This is a genomic window from Paenibacillus wynnii (assembly GCF_030812855.1).
Lineage (GTDB): Bacteria > Bacillota > Bacilli > Paenibacillales > Paenibacillaceae > Paenibacillus_AQ > Paenibacillus_AQ wynnii_A.
Map to the genome: position 1 here is coordinate 43,037 of NZ_JAUSTK010000006.1, position 15,794 is coordinate 58,830.

The following is a 15,794-nucleotide window of genomic DNA, read 5'->3' on the forward strand; positions in this document are numbered from 1 at the left end:
CAAACATTGATCAACTATTTAATCTCCAAACAACAGGCTAGATTATTTCTGTTGCGACATCAACATCTGAGTCCTTCCACCTTACAAGGGTCAAAGCAAAGCATTTACGACTATATCAGGCATGTAGGGTGTATCCAGTATGACCCGCTTAGTATTACAGGTCATAATCATGAGCTTGTACTGCAGGCGCGTATCCCCGGTTTCACACCAGATCTGGTACAGGAACTCCTGTACCAGGATCGACTTTTAGTCGATGGCTGGGATAAGAACATGTCTATTTATTGCACAGAGGATTGGCCTTATTTCCGGCGGTACCGCGAACTGGCGTCTACACGATTCGAAGGAAACAGTGAAATCATGGCAACCGTTGATCGTGTTCGCCAAGAGCTTATGGAACGTGGTCCGCTCTCCTCCCTGGATTTGGAGGGTAAAGACAAAATTAACTGGGCCTGGGCCCCGGCAAGGCTCTCCCGGGCAGCGCTGGAAAGCATGTATTTCTGGGGAGAAATCGTCGTCCATCATCGAGTACATACCCGCCGTTATTATGACTTCACAGTAAGATTGCTGCCGGAGTCTATCCTTAATCAAGAAGACCCAAATCAAAATGAAGATCAGTATTATGACTGGTATGTGCTTCGCCGTATCGGCAGTATTGGACTTCAGTGGAATAGATCCGGTGATGGTTGGCTGGGGATTACCGGATTGAAGAGTAAGGAAAGAACCGCGGCCATTCAGCGGTTGCTGCATACAGACAAGATTAGAGAGGTTAACGTAGAAGGAATTAAACTCCCCTTCTATATCAGAAGCATGGATACCCCTGCCCTCGAAGAAGTTATACAAGTTACACATGATCAAGGTGAAGATTATATAAACACCTCCTCTGCCTCTGCACTCGCTCCCTTGGATAACTTGCTGTGGGACCGTGAGCTCATTAAACAGCTCTTTAATTTTGAGTATCGATGGGAGGTATATAAGCCTGCAGCGGAGCGGAAATTTGGGTATTATGTTCTCCCGCTACTATATGGTGATCGATTCGTAGCCAGATTTGAGCCGGTCATGGATAAGAAAAGCGGGATCTTAACTATCATTAACTGGTGGTGGGAGCCGGAGGAATTCTTAACACCGGAGCTGACCGCCGCCCTCAAGGAGGCTCTTATTTCACTGGCACGCTGTGTGAGAGCAAACTCCGTACAGTTCCTGCCCGAAGTCGTAACTAAAGCAGGATTACAGGAGCTCGTGAAGAGTATCCAGGATAAATAAATGCTCTTGCAGAGACGTCCATATGGGCGTCTTTTCACTTTGTAGTGTATAATAATGGAAATAACAGTAGAAGAGTGTAGTTTTGGATTGGGGGAGTAAAGTGAATAAAAAAATAGGCATGATTATTGTAATAACCGCTTTATGTTCCGTAGCTATAACGGCTTGTTCGAGTAAAGAAAGTATTGTGCAGGAGTCGGGCCTTTCAAAAGCCATGAGTGTAGCTATCGCCTACAAGAAACAAGAGCTTGAAGCCGTTCCACCCAATCATTCGAATGAGGTTACACTGGAAGACATAACAAAAAAGGAAGCATTAATAAAACCTTTAACCACAAAAACCTTTTTTGAGATTCAATCTGCCAGCCGTACGTATGCGCGCGCTTTAAGAGTCGCACGAATTAAGAATAACGAGCTTAAAGTAACCTATATCTCTTTTACAGAGAAAAGTGTAACAGAGGAATCCATAGAACTTACCTATACAGGCACTCTCCGTTTTGGAGATAGCAAAGAAGATAAATTATTTTTGGATGGAACAATGACGCTTTTAAGAGAAGATGATGTCTGGAAGGTTAATAATGACATTTATAACTCAGAGGATATTCTCAGCATCATCGAAGCCCAGATTCTCAATGGATTAAGTGAATCTGAATAAAGATTAAGAGGAAAAAAGATGATAAGAGTGAATGACAAAAAAACGGCTTCCACTAAGGGAGCCGTTCGCTTTTTTTATTGGAGTTATATTTTCTTTACGATATAATCTACAAAGCCTTGCCGTATCCGTTCCCCATTAAATATCCGCTCCAAAACCCTGTCTTCCTTGTACAATACCTCCATGTCACTGAATAAAGAATCCGGTTCATCGGATCTATAATAAGAGTGAATAACAGGCTGATCATCATCAAATTGTTCATATTGATTCTCACCTAGATCCGGTCCCTCACCACAACGGAAGTCATTAACCGTTAAGAAGTTCACAAACATCAATCCATTGGGCTTCAATACGCGTTTCATCTCTTCAACAGATTGTATGACTTCACTTTTTCTCATATGAAATACGGAATTATAGGAATACACAAAAGGAATCGATTCATCATCAAAGGCCAGCTGGCGCATATCTCCCTGACGAATATCCAAATAAACTCTATGCTCTTGTCCATATGTATTCGCCAAGTTTATTTGTTTCATATCACAATCAATGCCATGCGTTATGTAACCGTATTGTGCAAATAAGGCTAATGGCGGAGTGTCTCCTCCGGCTCCGCAATCTAAGATGTGCTTGTCCATTTCGGTTTCATTGCAGTACATCAAGTACCTGTATAAGGGAGTCTGTTTGAATATATCTACCATACGGAACACACCTCTATTTCTTCTGCTTCTTCCAATAGGAGGAATCTCGTTCAAACGGATATGTAGGCATACCTCTAAGTATAAGCTGCTTTCCATTCAAGTCTTGGACCTCATCGTCAGAACTCTCTAGACCCAGCTTGGTATACATCTCTGTACAGTATCCCTGTAATTTGATTTCCAGCCTGCTGGCTTTATTCTTGAATCTCTTTAACTCACGGATAATATGGGCTCTCCCGGCAGGGGTGAACGTATCCTGAATACGCTCCTTGAAATAATCATGCACAATATAATTGCGCTGCTTCCAAATCTCTTGCAACTGCGCAGTCTCTGCCTCAGAGAAAGGAAAATGATGCTGGATTTCTTTGATGAGCTGGCCGAGTGAATTGCCAAGTTTACGCTGATACAGATCCGCAAGATCTGCTTCCGACGGTGTTTTCCCCTGAGACAGCTTCGTGAGCAGTAACAGGTTGGTAAGCTGCTGTTCCAGCGCTTGACCATAATAAACAGCCAGTCCGAAATAAGCGAATAACTCTTTGGAATGTTCACTCTCCGGTAATTGTGTGTCCTTCATCTTTCCTCCCACTGAAATTTTTTAATGAATGTTAAGAATACCTTATATTCTCGAATAATCCTTAGTGCCAGATCTAAACAAATAAATACCTATTAATAGAAATATGTACAGTGATACATGAACAAAAGATAACAACATACTTGAACCCGGCAAGGTGTCCCCGTTCATCAAGGCATTCATTACCGGGGCAACCGGCGGCAGAATAAGCCGTAAGGGAATGAGAGGCCCCTTTAATAGACTGCTGATCTGAGTTCCACCGATTGATAAAATGATAATCGCCAGCATGAGCCCGACTGCATGACTCCTCTTAGCTACCCATGACGATTGCAGGAACAATGAAATAGAGATTCCAAGTAGACCCAGCAAACCATGTCCTATCAAAGCCAGCAGAAATCGATAGATGCCAACCGGCTCGGAAAATCGTCCTGTAATCATTGGATACACCACTATCATAACATCTAATAGTAGTGCAAGGAGGGTCAAGCTAAGGATTCCACCTATGCTATAGATTCTAGCGCTCCTCAGATGTACAATAACCACTTGCCTTTGTACCGCATGCTCATGATTCAAAAAGCTAAGACCCATGGCTGCACACCCGATAAACAAAATCACAGCCGTTGCAGCATAACTGTTCATTACAGGATTTGGCTTGTAAGAATACAACACCAATACTGCTATAACCATACCGGACAACGGAGCGAAATACCGCTGTGAACGGGTATAACTTCTCATCAGATAAGCCATCAAAGATATCACGACTCAGACCCCCTCTTGAAAGCTTCTTCTTGAGGGTTCATCCATACTTCCAGTCCAGAAAGCCCTCCCTTTCGCTCCACTGAGATGATAGAGCCTCCAGCATCCAGTATTGTCCGAAGGAAGGTATCACACTCTGCAGCTTGAACTGATATCACTAGACAATCAGCGTCTTGCTGCTCTTTAGATAAGGCCATAGATAAAATGCCAGGCATCTGTTCCAAGGGAGTATCAGGACGTTGCGAGATTCCTTTGAAGACAATTCTAGAATAAGTTGAGCTATGTAATTCTGTTCGGTTTACCGTTCGGATTGTTCGCCCTGCGTGCAGCACATGTACATCATCGGCCAATGCTTCGATCCATTGCGATTCATGAGCAGAAAAGACCAAAGCCGTCCCTTGCCGCTTCATCTCATGTACGAATTCAAGCAAGGAATCTTGTGCGGGAGCATCCAGGCCTGACATAGGCTCATCAAGCAACAGCAATGGAGGCCGATTCAGCATGCTTTGCATGAGATTCACCTTTTGCAGCATTCCCTTGGAGAAACTTTCCATAGACCGCGCTCGAAAGCTTTCCAGGCGAAAACAAACTAACAGTTCCGTTATCCGATGGTCGATCTCTTTCGGTGCAAGACCCTGAAAACGCCCAACACTCCTCAAAAATTCTTCAGGTGTAAACTTTAACGGGGGGAAGAATTCGGGTGCATACCCGATCTGCATTCTCTTGTCTTTGCGGAGTAAACTTCCGTTTGAAATCTGAATTAACCCACCGAGTATGGATAACAGTGTGCTTTTACCAGAGCCGTTACGTCCGATAATTGCCGTTGCTGAACCGGACTCAATGTTCATAGAGACCTCATCAAGCACCGTTACACCGTGATATATCTTCCCCACTCGTTCCAGTTCAATTAAGGGGGATTGGATGACGCTTCTATTAGGCTTCATATACACTCCTGTCAGCTAACAATGTACTTATCGTACAAACCTACATCCAGATTATTCGCCGGGAAAACCTCATTTTCCTGTTAACAGAAATTATTAAAGTTATTCAACAAGAAGAAACGGCTTTTACCGTCCTCAATGGGAGTCTATGCTTCTGAAGCAGCGATACTCCGTATCGCTTTCAGGTATCCGTTTCTCGTAGAAATATAAGCAAAGTAAACTGAAAACTTATAATTTTCTTATATTTAAAAATAGGACCATGCCGGAGAGCAGTAACTCCTGCTCCAGCTTGGTCCTTATATCAGAAATGCTAATCCTTCAGACCTTTATGCGTATACCGCAAAAACTTCACTAATCTGGCGGCAAGCTTCCGCACAGTCTAGGCATGCTTGGATACAGTCCTTGCATTGTATATGTACATTTCTACTGCATACCTCCGCACAGGCTTCACATATTTCAGCGCACAAGCGGCAAATCTCAGCAACGAAAGGACTTTGGCGAGTCATAGCCTGTATAGCGTATCCACAAATATCAGCACATTCCCGATCCATACGAATCGTATCCCGCAGTAATGCAAGGTCGTACTCTTTCAGGCTTGAGACATAACTATAATTACAGGCGTTCATACACTTGATGCATGCTTCAATGCACTCCTGATATTGAATTGGGGTCATAGCCTTAACCTCCTGCTTTTTGATGGGTATGTCTTTGTATTAACCTGTTAGAATAGCAACGAACCAACCAATTAATGATGTTAATTGTCAGCATTTAAGATTTTAACTTGTTGAATAATACCTTTGGAATATTTATAAACTTCTTTTTACCGTACCCGGTCGGACCAAAATCCTTTTTTCCAAATGAAGCAGTTTATCTCGAAGCTCACGGGATGAGAAATGCTCCCCGATAAAAACGGCAACATCAGGCACCTCTCCTTGCGGAGTGATTTTCATATAATCGGCTTCACGGTAGGCATATTGGAATAGAAACCGACTTGACGTGTCGCTGAAGGTTAGAATTCCCTTGGCTCTATATACATCCCGCGGCAGTTCCTTTACAAATTCCTCAAATTCCATACTGTCCACCGAACGTTTGAAATAATGGGTGTATGCCATGACATGATCATGTGTGGTATGCAATAAGCCAGTCTCCTGCTGCGTATCAGCTTCATCTTCTCTTAGAATCCCCCCAGAGTTGCTGAGAAGTTCCTCAGGATCCACCTCACAGCGAACGGTAGACATAATGGGTGCAAAAGCATTCCATTTCCGCAGCACTGCAGAAACTTCAGTCACTTCATCCTCAGTCACGCGATCGGTCTTGTTCAGGATCAGCACCGAAGCGCAACGGATCTGCTCTTGCATCAACCTGTAGGTCTTGCCTTGCTGTGAACGGTGAAGCTCCAGAATATGGGCAGCATCTACGACCGTTATTAGGCTTTTCAGCTCTACTCTAAGATATAGAGATGTTTCGGTCACGCCATCCACAATCTCCAATGGATTCGCTGCACCTGTTGCTTCGATAATCACTACATCTGGTGACTCCTTCTTCACAAGGGTAGCCAATTCAGTACTGAGATCCCCGCGAATGGAACAACATATGCAACCCCCGAGTAATTCAGCCATCGGTACTGATTGCTCAACCAGCAATCCATCCAGATTCACTTCACCCAGCTCATTCATAACGACTGCCGGGCGCAGTCCTTGTCCTTTCCAATATTCAAGCAAATGCTGCAGCAGTGTTGTTTTGCCGCTCCCCAAAAATCCAGATAATATATACACAGGTACAACCTGTTCCATTCCTCATCTCTCCCTAACAAAAACCTTTATGCTAGCGAGTGTACTACAACAAGTCATGCGGATGCAACCTCATTGCTAACGTCATACCTGTCAGCTAACAACCGTCATAACTTGTCTTTGCCTAAGTCATAGCCTATCATGAGAATTACCGAAGACCTAATCCCTGCCAAGGAGCTGATTGAATTGTCATCTGTCGAAGAGCATCGACGGGAAGCGCCAAAATCCGTTTCCTGTTATATTATTACCGTGTCTGATACCCGAACGCCCGAGACCGATTCCGGTGGTGATCTTGTCCAAACTTTACTTGATGAAGCTGGCTATATTATTAAAGGGCGGACGATTGTAAAGGATGATTATGAAGAGATTCGTGAGCTTGTTTATAAAAACTCCGTTCATTCTGATATCGAGGCTGTTCTGCTTACCGGCGGCACAGGCATTTCTCCTCGAGATACGACTTATGAAGCCGTTGCATCATTGCTGGATAAGTCATTACCAGGCTTTGGCGAGATCTTTCGTTTTCTGAGCTTCACAGAAGATATCGGCTCCGCTGCGATCCTTAGCCGTGCAATAGCAGGGACAATCGGAAACACCGCTGTATTTTCCATGCCGGGATCAACGGGAGCTGTTCAATTAGCGATGAGCCGGATCATTATTCCCGAACTGCGCCACGTAATGAGGGAGATATATAAACGGACTTAAAACCATGTAAATACAGGTGACCTTATGTAGTCACAGAAAAGGGGGATCCCAGAAGCCATACAAACTGGCCTCGGGACACCCCTCTCCTTTTGAATTATGGTCGATTTTCCAGTGCGCCATAACCTATCTTCTTCAACAAATCAATAAGGAGAAACTTCTCCGCATCGGTTACCGAGGATAAATTATTGGATATGGTTTGGGCATGCTTCGGAAATATTTCATCGAAATAAGCGCACCCCTCGTCGGTTAACGTTACATTCGTCTTCCGCCGATCTCCCGGAGCCGGAGTTCTTTTTACAAGATTTTTATTCTCAAGCTTATCTACCACATAGGTAATACTGCCGCTCGGAATAGAAAGTCTCTCGCTAATTTTTTGAATAGGTTGTGCGCCTGTACTATAAATTAGCTCGAGAATTTGGAAGGTTTCTACACCGAGTCCATGACTGTCAACGTCACGTTTAATATTTTCAAACAGGGCTGTAGACATATTTCGTATCACACGAAAAAGTCTCAAATCTAACTCCTGACGATTAGGCTCACTTTCTAACATATTATGCTTTCCCCCTTATCTACGCTTCTGATACAAAGGATAATCAATGTTGGTTGGCAGTTCTATAAGAGCAATTCTGAGCTTCTCACCACCTGCTTGAAAGGTGATTTCATCCTCATCCTCCGTTTGGAAAATCAGAAAATCTTTATGACTGAATGAAGCAGCCTTTTGCCCAATTAAAGCGTACATTCCATCACCTCTAATCACCAGTCCAGCCAAAGTACGGCCAGGCAACAAACGATAAGTATAAGAGGATTGAGGGTCCACCTCCAGATCAATCATTTGTGCATCGGTAACGATATTTACTGGAGAGTTGTTACCTAGTATTGTTTTTACCTTGGCTCCCTGAAGTTCAGTAATGGGGAATTCCTTATCCTTGAACAAATTATAGGCCGGTGATCGTTTAACGGCATCATTCAAGTAGGGTTCAAACCAAATTTGAAAGCCCTCAAAACCTCCGTCAATACCCTCTGCATGAGAAACTCCTGAACCGGTCTGCATAAGTTGGATGTCTCCTGCCTCTAGAATACTTTCTGTACCAAGTGTATCCTTATGCATGCTTCGGCCAGCTATCCCATAGGTCATGATCTCAAATCCTTGATGCGGGTGCAGCCCAAGTTCTGTCTTTGTCTCTGCATGAGCCCACGCCCAATAGAATAAAGACCCCAATCTAGTAATTACCGATCCTTCTCCAGAGAACCCAATTGGCTTCTGAGAGATGAATTCAGAATTATGTACAACGTACTTCTCATGGTTTTTATCCTATTATTATTTATCTTAAATTTAAATAACCTATAAATATTATATTATTAGGATAAATTATTGTCAATAATTTGCTTTCCAACACCAAAAAATCGTTTTTTTATTAAAGGAAGTGTCAAACAACCCTTAAAAAAAACGATTTTATTAGCTACACTATTTAGATTAACTTATAAGCGATTCGCAATTATTTATATTGGGGACCTCTAAACCCAGAACCCTGAGGAAAATCCAAGCGATCTAAAATTCTGGTGAATAAAACCTTTACCTTTTCTGAATATTTCCCCTTATTTTTCCCCATAGAAGTATAAACCAATGTTGCATTATGTTTATTATAGATTTCTGTCAATGTCGTTGAGGTTTCCGCAACCCGATTGTTTCCATACCAGTGCGGCACCCGATTTAGGAGCTCATATTCGCTTGAAAACACATGAATTGTAATCAACTGTGTAGGCTCGCTGTTAATGAGATACTGATAACTAATATTTCCTCTTGCATCTTCTGAATAACGTTCATGGGTTAGATTAACCTGCTCACGTGCAAAAGCGAGACGTATTTGCTTCAAAAAACGTCCGTTCAGACCTTTCCCTTGTGACTGTGCCCGTAATACACCATCTTGGTAAGATTGCATGTTATACCTTCCGGCTTCCTTCTGCATTTGTTCATTACTACAGCCTGTCATCATTAATCCTAATGTTATTGCAGCAGCCAACAAACCTGCTATACGGCGTTTCATGCCTGCCACCCCTTCTTTCTCAAGGTTTTGATCCAGATAGGTATAGCATGTCTGAGATTAGAAAAACTATGCAGTGCAGCTTCCCGAGGCATAGAAGGAGAACGCAAAAAAACCCGACAGAAGATTCCTGCCGGGTTTTCTTTTACAAATTACAATTGATAATTGCAAATTCTAATGTGTCTTACAGATCTGGATGCTCATGTTTTGCTTTCAGACGGTTCCAACGGCGTTGAACCTCATCCTCAAAACTGCGCAGAGCCGGTTCATTCTCAGGCTTCAATAAATGGCGGGTTTTGCCCATGGTCTTGAGCCAATTGGATAGATCTACACGTTTATCTTTGTCTTCCGGATTGTAAGTAATAGTTGTAATGCCCTGTTCAACTTCATACAGCGGGAAGAAGCAGGTTTCTACAGCCAGAGATACAATGTTAGTGCCTTCTTTGTCATCAGACATCCAGTTAAGCGGACAGGCGGTTAAGATTTTACCATACACCAGACCCTCATTTTGAGCATACCACTGTGCTTTAGCCGCTTTCTTCACAAGATCCTGTGGAAAGGCTTCAGAACCTGTGAAGACATAAGAAATATTCGTAGCTGCCATAATTTGCGCAGTATCCTTGTGCTGTGTTGTTTTACCTTGCTGATGTTTACCAATGCTGGAGGTTGTTGTACGGTGGCCGAGAGGCGTAGAATACGTCTGCTGGGCACCAGTATTCATATATCCTTCATTATCGTACTCAATGATGATCATTTTGTGACCGCGCAGCGCAGCACCGATAGCAGGACCCATACCAATGTCCATACCGCCATCTCCGGTAACCATTACAAACGTAAAGTCTTCTTGTAATCCAAGATCATCTAGCTCACCGCGACGTTTACGCTCCCAGAACATTTCGACCACACCGGAAAGTGTAGCTGCACCGTTCTGAAACAGATTATGGATAAACGTTGACTTATGTGAGGAGTACGGATATCCGGTAGTAGTTACCATTGCGCAACCCGTATGGTACAAGGTTACGACATCACCTTCAATGCCTTTGAAAAAGATCTCCAGTCCCGAGAATATTCCGCAGCCTGGGCATGCGCCATGTCCTGGCGATATACGCTTAGGCTTCTTCGTCAAGCTTCGAAGCGGTGGAATCTTCACGCTCAGCTTACCTGTAATCTCATCCTGCTTCACGGTAATCAGACCGGTTTTGAGAGATTCAAAGTCCATCGGCTTAAGTACTCGCTGAGGCGCTTTTTCCAGAGCACCTACATTATGTCCGTAATAATCGAACGGTACCTCAACCCGGTCTGCGGCAACAGCATCCAGAGCTAACTGGAAGAAGTTATGTCCATCTTCTGCGTAAAAGTCCTTACCGCCTAGTCCGTAGATACGGCTGATAACTTTTGTCGTAGTATTTCCGTAGGTGAACAATGCAGCTTTTATTTCATTTACCATATTACCGCCGTGTCCGCCTACAGAATCCGCACGATCACCTACAGTGATGGCTTTGACATTCCTCAATGCTTCAGCTATTTGTCTCTGTGGAAAAGGACGAATCATATTAGGCGAGATGGAACCTGCCTTTACACCTTGAAGACGAAGCTGGTCTACTACATCCTTAATAATTTCCGAAGAGGAATTCATTAGGAATACAGCTACATCGGCATCCTCCATGCGGTATTCTTCAACCATCGGATAATGACGCCCGGTCATTTCACCGAACTCCTTGGCGATTTCTTCAAAGACATCACCGGCATTATACATCGCTACCGATTGTTGATACCGGTTGTTAATGGTATCCGGCTCATTCATATAAGCACCTACAGAAACAGGGTTATTGCGGTCCAAGGTATCTGTAAAACCTGTTGGAGGTTGTTCTCCAACAAATTTCTGCACATCTGCACGGTTCGCGAAAGCTTGTACCCGGCGTTTTTGGTGAGAGGTAAAATATCCGTCCGAAGCTACCATTACCGGAAGACGGACCTTGGCATGCTCAGCAAGCTTCAAAGCCATCAGGTTCATATCATACACGGACTGAGGATCACGACACATCAGAATCGGCCAGCCTGTATTTAGTGCATAATATAAATCGGAATGGTCACCGTGAATGTTAAGCGGTCCGGATACAGCACGACAGATCAGATTCATAACCATTGGCATACGTGTTCCTGATTGTACCGGCATTTGCTCCAACATGAACATATAACCTTGTGCGCTTGTCGCATTGAATACTCGTCCGCCCGCAGTAGAAGCTCCATAACAAATACCTGCTGAGCTATGCTCGCCGTCCGATGGAATCAGCATAATATCATGCTGTCCGTTAGCTTTCATTGTATCGAGAAACTGGGCGACTTCCGTCGATGGAGAAATCGGAAAGTATCCCATAACATGATAATTGATCTGATGCGCAGCATAGGCTGCCATTTCATTACCGGATTCATATAGAAATTTCTGCTCTACCTTGGCAGAGCCTACTTCTTTTTCATAATCGATAGCCATGTGTGTTCCACCTTTCTCCCAATATTAAGACTGTGTAATCAAATCAAATAGATGGTGAACGGTGTGGCTATCGGCATAACCTTCCGTTTCACGCTGACTGGATAGAGCTGATGTCGGGCAAGCTTCTATGCATTTCAGGCAGCCCTTGCAATATTGGTAATCAATGCCTTCTAAATACATTTGCGAACGGCCCTTCTTATCAATCCGCTCTTCCCATACAAAACACAGATCCGGACAAACCGTGTCGCACTGTGCGCAGTTAATGCATGACTCTTTCTCAAAGGCAGGCAGCATTCCGGAACGGGAGATACTCAAATTCTTTAGGAAACTGTTACCTGGATTAGTAATGACGCCGCCGATTGGTTGCGTATCATATCCTAGAGACGAAATATCGGAACGGACATACTGCGGCATGCTTTCACCTGCCGGAAGCTCATAATGCAGGAACTTCACTTCATTATAACCACGATCAAAAGTAGTAAGGGCCGATTGTACGGCTTGCGGATATTTTTTACCCAGTGATTGCTCGATAACACCTTTCATAATTTCAGGGTCAAGGAAATCACAGAGCCGGAACATCGCACCCAACATCGCCATGTTTACCCGGTTCTTCTCCTTTAGCGCGATGCTCGATGCATCAATTACAGCAATCATACCGGCTTTCATACCCAATACTTCTTTTAGTTCTTCAGATGACTTGGTCGAATTAATAAGCACGGTACTGTGTTCATAGATACCGCTAATCACGTTAACGGTCTTCGCTAATGATTCATGAAAAACCCCAACCACATGCGGTCGTTCAACAGGAGAGGTATCCCGTATAGGAGTGTTCAAATCACAAAACCGGATATGAGCTTTAACTGGTGAACCTTTTTTCTCTGAACCATAGGATGAGAAGCTTACACCATTCATCCCTGCACCAACGACACCCGCTTCTGCGAGCATCTTACCAGCCAGGTTAGCACCCAGACCTCCAATAGACTCTAGACGAATCTCAAAAAAACCGAGTTCGTTCACTTTTGGCAACTGTACCACCGACATAGCCCCTTTCATAATGTCAACTAGAATAACATCCATACTGACTTTTTCACGATTGTATCTTGATTTTGACGGACGCGAAGTGACAAATCTTGCATTTTCGGCTCTTTACGAATCACAATTATTTATTGAATTCTATTGATCTGTTTATACACTACAGAGTTGCGTTACCTCGATGAAAGAATGTCTGCCATCAAAGTAACTATTTGTGTCTGATATGTGTATTTCGCGTCTTTTATAATTTTTTGCTTGTCCTATAACCTTAATTTAGCAATAAAATTAAAAATTAAGATGTTAAATTTATCACATTAATCATGATAAAAATCACACCAAGAGGGTGTCCCAAAAGCCATAACCTACTAGCGCGGAATCAAGTGTATTTTTACATTTGAATGGCTGAAATCGAGCTACTGGTGCGGAATCAAGTGTATTTATACATTTGATTGGCTGAAATCGAGCTACTGGTGCGGAATCAAGTGTATTTTTACATTTGATTGGCTGGAATCGAGCTACTGGTGCGGAATCAAGTGTATTTTTACATTTGATTGGCTGAAATCGGCCTACTAGCGCTGAATCAAGTGTATTTTTACATTTGATTGGCTAGAATCGAGCTACTAGGGCGGGGTATTGATCGGCTGCAGGTTAGAAAGTATTAAATGCTTTAAGCCACCTTCGCTGTTTTGGGGGAACGGAATAATGGCAGAGGCAAGCCGCTAAGAACCAAAAAAGCAGAGCAACGATTCTCCAGTAATGGGAGAATCGCTGCTCTGCTTTCTTTTTACGAGATTTTAAAATAAGAAGAATTTACTCCGAATCCGAATCCGGATGCATATGCTCCGCGATCAATTCCTGTTTGCGAGTCCATACCTGTTGGCTCAGATTCACTCTGAACACCTCAGGATTTAGCTTACGCAAGTATTCAGGCCAGAATAGATCCAGCTGTTCCTGATGGTAGCGCCGAATTTCATTCAGGTCCGGTAACGTATAGGTACGGAACCCGTTCACATAAATGGGCTCCAGCATCGGTAAGGCATCATAACGGTCTACATGCTTTTGCATATAGGGGTGAAGTGGATTGAACAGCTTCAGTTTTTTACCGCTGCGAGGGGCCTCTTCTTCCGGGAAGCTAATGTAATCAGCCAAAGCCTTGCCGTTGGTGCCAATAATACGGTATACATCCTTTTTACCCGGGGTGGATACCTTTTCGGGGTTGGAGGAGATTTTGATCGTAGGTACCATTTCACCGGTGGCAGACTCAATCTCCACCAGTTTGTAAACACCGCCCAGAGAGGGCTGATCGGACGCTGTAATAAGCTGAGTTCCCACACCCCACGTATCGATAGCTGCACCTTGTGACTTTAAGTTCATGATTGTATTTTCATCCAAATCGTTGGAAGCAACAATCTTGACATACTGCAGACCCGCCGCGTCCAACATCTTGCGCGCCTGTACGGATAAATAAGTAAGGTCACCGCTGTCGAGACGAATTCCATTCATCTGCTTGCCCTGCGCTTCCATCTTCTTTGCAGTACGGATGGCATTCGGCACACCGCTGCGCAGCGTATCAAAGGTATCAACCAATAGAGTCACCCCGTCCGGCATCACCTTGGCATAGGCATCAAAGGCCTCCTGCTCGCTGGCAAAGCTCTGCACCCAGGAATGGGCATGTGTTCCTTTCGTAGGGATACCGAATAACTTTCCTGCAAGCATATTAGAGGTAGCATCGAAACCACCGATATAAGCCGCCCGTGCGCCCCATACCGCTGCATCCGCTTCCTGTGCCCGTCGTGTACCGAACTCCAAGAGGACATCGTTGCCTGCTACTTGCTTGATTCTCGACGCCTTTGTCGCAATCAGAGTCTGGAAATTCATAAAGTTCAGAATAGCCGTTTCTACAAGCTGCGCTTCCATGATGGTTGCTTCCACGCGCACTAACGGTTCATCAGGGAATACTAAGGCGCCCTCCTTCATGGAGTGAATACTGCCTTGGAAATGAAACTGCAACAGTTCTTCCAAAAAGGCCGGCGAATAATTCTCTTCCTGCTCCGATAAATAACGGATATCTTCCTCAGTAAAACGCAGGCTCTCAATATATCCGGCAATTCGCTCCAGTCCTGCAAATACGGCAAAACCGTTTCCGAAAGGCAGCTTCCGGAAATAGGCTTCAAATACGGCCTTACGTTTATGACTTCCATTGACCCAGTGAGCATACATCATGTTGATTTGATATTTATCTGTATGTAAAGCAAGCTCCCTCTTCAAGTCCTCATCTCCTGTCAAGCTGTATCTGTAAGCACCGGCGTGCCTCTTATTGTCCCTTCACAACCTTTGCACCCAGGCTGCCTTGAAAATGTCCAAGCGCCCAGATGTGTCCCTCGGGGTTGAAGCTGGCCACGGCATCTTCATGCACGAATATCGTAAAGTTTTTATTATAAGCATCCACCGCAGTATGTAACACACATATATCTGTGCATACGCCAATAAGATGAACTTCCGTGATTCCGCGTTCCCGCAGCTTCAACTCCAGATCCGTTCCGGAAAAAGCACTGTAACGGGTTTTATCCATCCAATATATATCCTCGTAGTTATTTTCATATACATCGTTAAGTTGTCCGTATAGCTCCCGTCCCTCGGTACCCCGCAGGTTATGGGGTGGAAATAGCTTGCTTTCGGGGTGATACGCATCATTCTTCTCATGAAGATCCACTGCCATAATTACAAAATCCTTATTATCTACAAACTGTTTCGTCAATTGACAGACTTTGGATTCAATATCGATTCCCGGTTGACCCACCGGCAAACTGCCAACTACAAAATCATTCGTAAAATCAATTACGATCAAGGCTTTCATGAGAAAATGAC

16 protein-coding genes are annotated in these 15,794 nt (G+C 43.9%); 3 read left to right on the forward strand and 13 right to left on the reverse strand.

Annotated elements, in window-relative coordinates; translation table 11 throughout:
• Window positions 1-6: 6 nt before the first annotated feature.
• Together J2T20_RS08155 and J2T20_RS08160 are read left to right on the forward strand one after the other, a co-directional pair.
• Window positions 7-1,260: a winged helix-turn-helix domain-containing protein gene (locus tag J2T20_RS08155; RefSeq protein ID WP_307587306.1), complete on the forward strand. Its 1,254-nt coding sequence runs from the start codon at window positions 7-9 to the stop codon at window positions 1,258-1,260.
• A gap of 100 nt (window positions 1,261-1,360) precedes the next feature.
• A complete protein-coding gene (locus J2T20_RS08160) occupies window positions 1,361-1,909 on the forward strand; it encodes a hypothetical protein (RefSeq protein WP_307587308.1) in 549 nt (182 codons plus the stop codon).
• A gap of 83 nt (window positions 1,910-1,992) precedes the next feature.
• Here J2T20_RS08160 and J2T20_RS08165 read toward each other — a convergent pair whose 3' ends face one another.
• From J2T20_RS08165 to J2T20_RS08190, 6 genes are all read right to left on the reverse strand, one after another.
• Entirely contained in the window at window positions 1,993-2,604 is a 612-nt protein-coding gene (locus J2T20_RS08165) for a class I SAM-dependent methyltransferase (RefSeq protein WP_307587310.1), read from the reverse strand.
• 13 nt (window positions 2,605-2,617) lie between these two features.
• Window positions 2,618-3,175, reverse strand: a complete 558-nt coding sequence (locus tag J2T20_RS08170; protein ID WP_307587312.1) for a hypothetical protein — start codon at window positions 3,173-3,175, stop codon at window positions 2,618-2,620.
• Window positions 3,176-3,217: 42 nt separating this feature from the next.
• A complete protein-coding gene (locus J2T20_RS08175) occupies window positions 3,218-3,931 on the reverse strand; it encodes a hypothetical protein (RefSeq protein WP_307587314.1) in 714 nt (237 codons plus the stop codon).
• Entirely contained in the window at window positions 3,928-4,872 is a 945-nt protein-coding gene (locus tag J2T20_RS08180) for an ABC transporter ATP-binding protein (protein ID WP_307587316.1), read from the reverse strand. Before J2T20_RS08180 ends, J2T20_RS08175 begins: the two co-directional genes overlap by 4 nt.
• Before the next feature lie 323 nt (window positions 4,873-5,195).
• Window positions 5,196-5,543, reverse strand: a complete 348-nt coding sequence (locus J2T20_RS08185; RefSeq protein ID WP_307587318.1) for a four-helix bundle copper-binding protein — start codon at window positions 5,541-5,543, stop codon at window positions 5,196-5,198.
• A 132-nt stretch (window positions 5,544-5,675) separates the two neighbouring features.
• A complete protein-coding gene (locus J2T20_RS08190; RefSeq protein ID WP_307587319.1) occupies window positions 5,676-6,662 on the reverse strand; it encodes a CobW family GTP-binding protein in 987 nt (328 codons plus the stop codon).
• A gap of 177 nt (window positions 6,663-6,839) precedes the next feature.
• Between J2T20_RS08190 and J2T20_RS08195 the strand changes: the two genes are divergently transcribed.
• Window positions 6,840-7,361, forward strand: a complete 522-nt coding sequence (locus tag J2T20_RS08195; protein WP_307587596.1) for a MogA/MoaB family molybdenum cofactor biosynthesis protein — start codon at window positions 6,840-6,842, stop codon at window positions 7,359-7,361.
• A gap of 94 nt (window positions 7,362-7,455) precedes the next feature.
• Here J2T20_RS08195 and J2T20_RS08200 read toward each other — a convergent pair whose 3' ends face one another.
• From J2T20_RS08200 to J2T20_RS08230, 7 genes are all read right to left on the reverse strand, one after another.
• On the reverse strand, window positions 7,456-7,911 hold the full coding sequence (locus tag J2T20_RS08200; protein WP_307587320.1) for a MarR family winged helix-turn-helix transcriptional regulator: 456 nt from the start codon (window positions 7,909-7,911) through the stop codon (window positions 7,456-7,458).
• Window positions 7,912-7,926: 15 nt separating this feature from the next.
• Window positions 7,927-8,580, reverse strand: a complete 654-nt coding sequence (locus J2T20_RS08205; protein WP_307587321.1) for a pirin family protein — start codon at window positions 8,578-8,580, stop codon at window positions 7,927-7,929.
• Between the two features lie 277 nt (window positions 8,581-8,857).
• Window positions 8,858-9,406 (reverse strand): hypothetical protein, encoded by a 549-nt coding sequence (locus J2T20_RS08210; RefSeq protein WP_307587323.1) that lies wholly within the window; start codon window positions 9,404-9,406, stop codon window positions 8,858-8,860.
• A gap of 181 nt (window positions 9,407-9,587) precedes the next feature.
• On the reverse strand, window positions 9,588-11,894 hold the full coding sequence (locus tag J2T20_RS08215; protein WP_307587325.1) for a thiamine pyrophosphate-dependent enzyme: 2,307 nt from the start codon (window positions 11,892-11,894) through the stop codon (window positions 9,588-9,590).
• 24 nt (window positions 11,895-11,918) lie between these two features.
• Window positions 11,919-12,929: a 2-oxoacid:acceptor oxidoreductase family protein gene (locus J2T20_RS08220; protein WP_307587327.1), complete on the reverse strand. Its 1,011-nt coding sequence runs from the start codon at window positions 12,927-12,929 to the stop codon at window positions 11,919-11,921.
• An 807-nt stretch (window positions 12,930-13,736) separates the two neighbouring features.
• Window positions 13,737-15,194 (reverse strand): nicotinate phosphoribosyltransferase, encoded by a 1,458-nt coding sequence (locus J2T20_RS08225; protein ID WP_307587329.1) that lies wholly within the window; start codon window positions 15,192-15,194, stop codon window positions 13,737-13,739.
• A gap of 46 nt (window positions 15,195-15,240) precedes the next feature.
• Window positions 15,241-15,783, reverse strand: a complete 543-nt coding sequence (locus tag J2T20_RS08230; protein WP_307587331.1) for a cysteine hydrolase family protein — start codon at window positions 15,781-15,783, stop codon at window positions 15,241-15,243.
• Window positions 15,784-15,794: the final 11 nt, after the last annotated feature.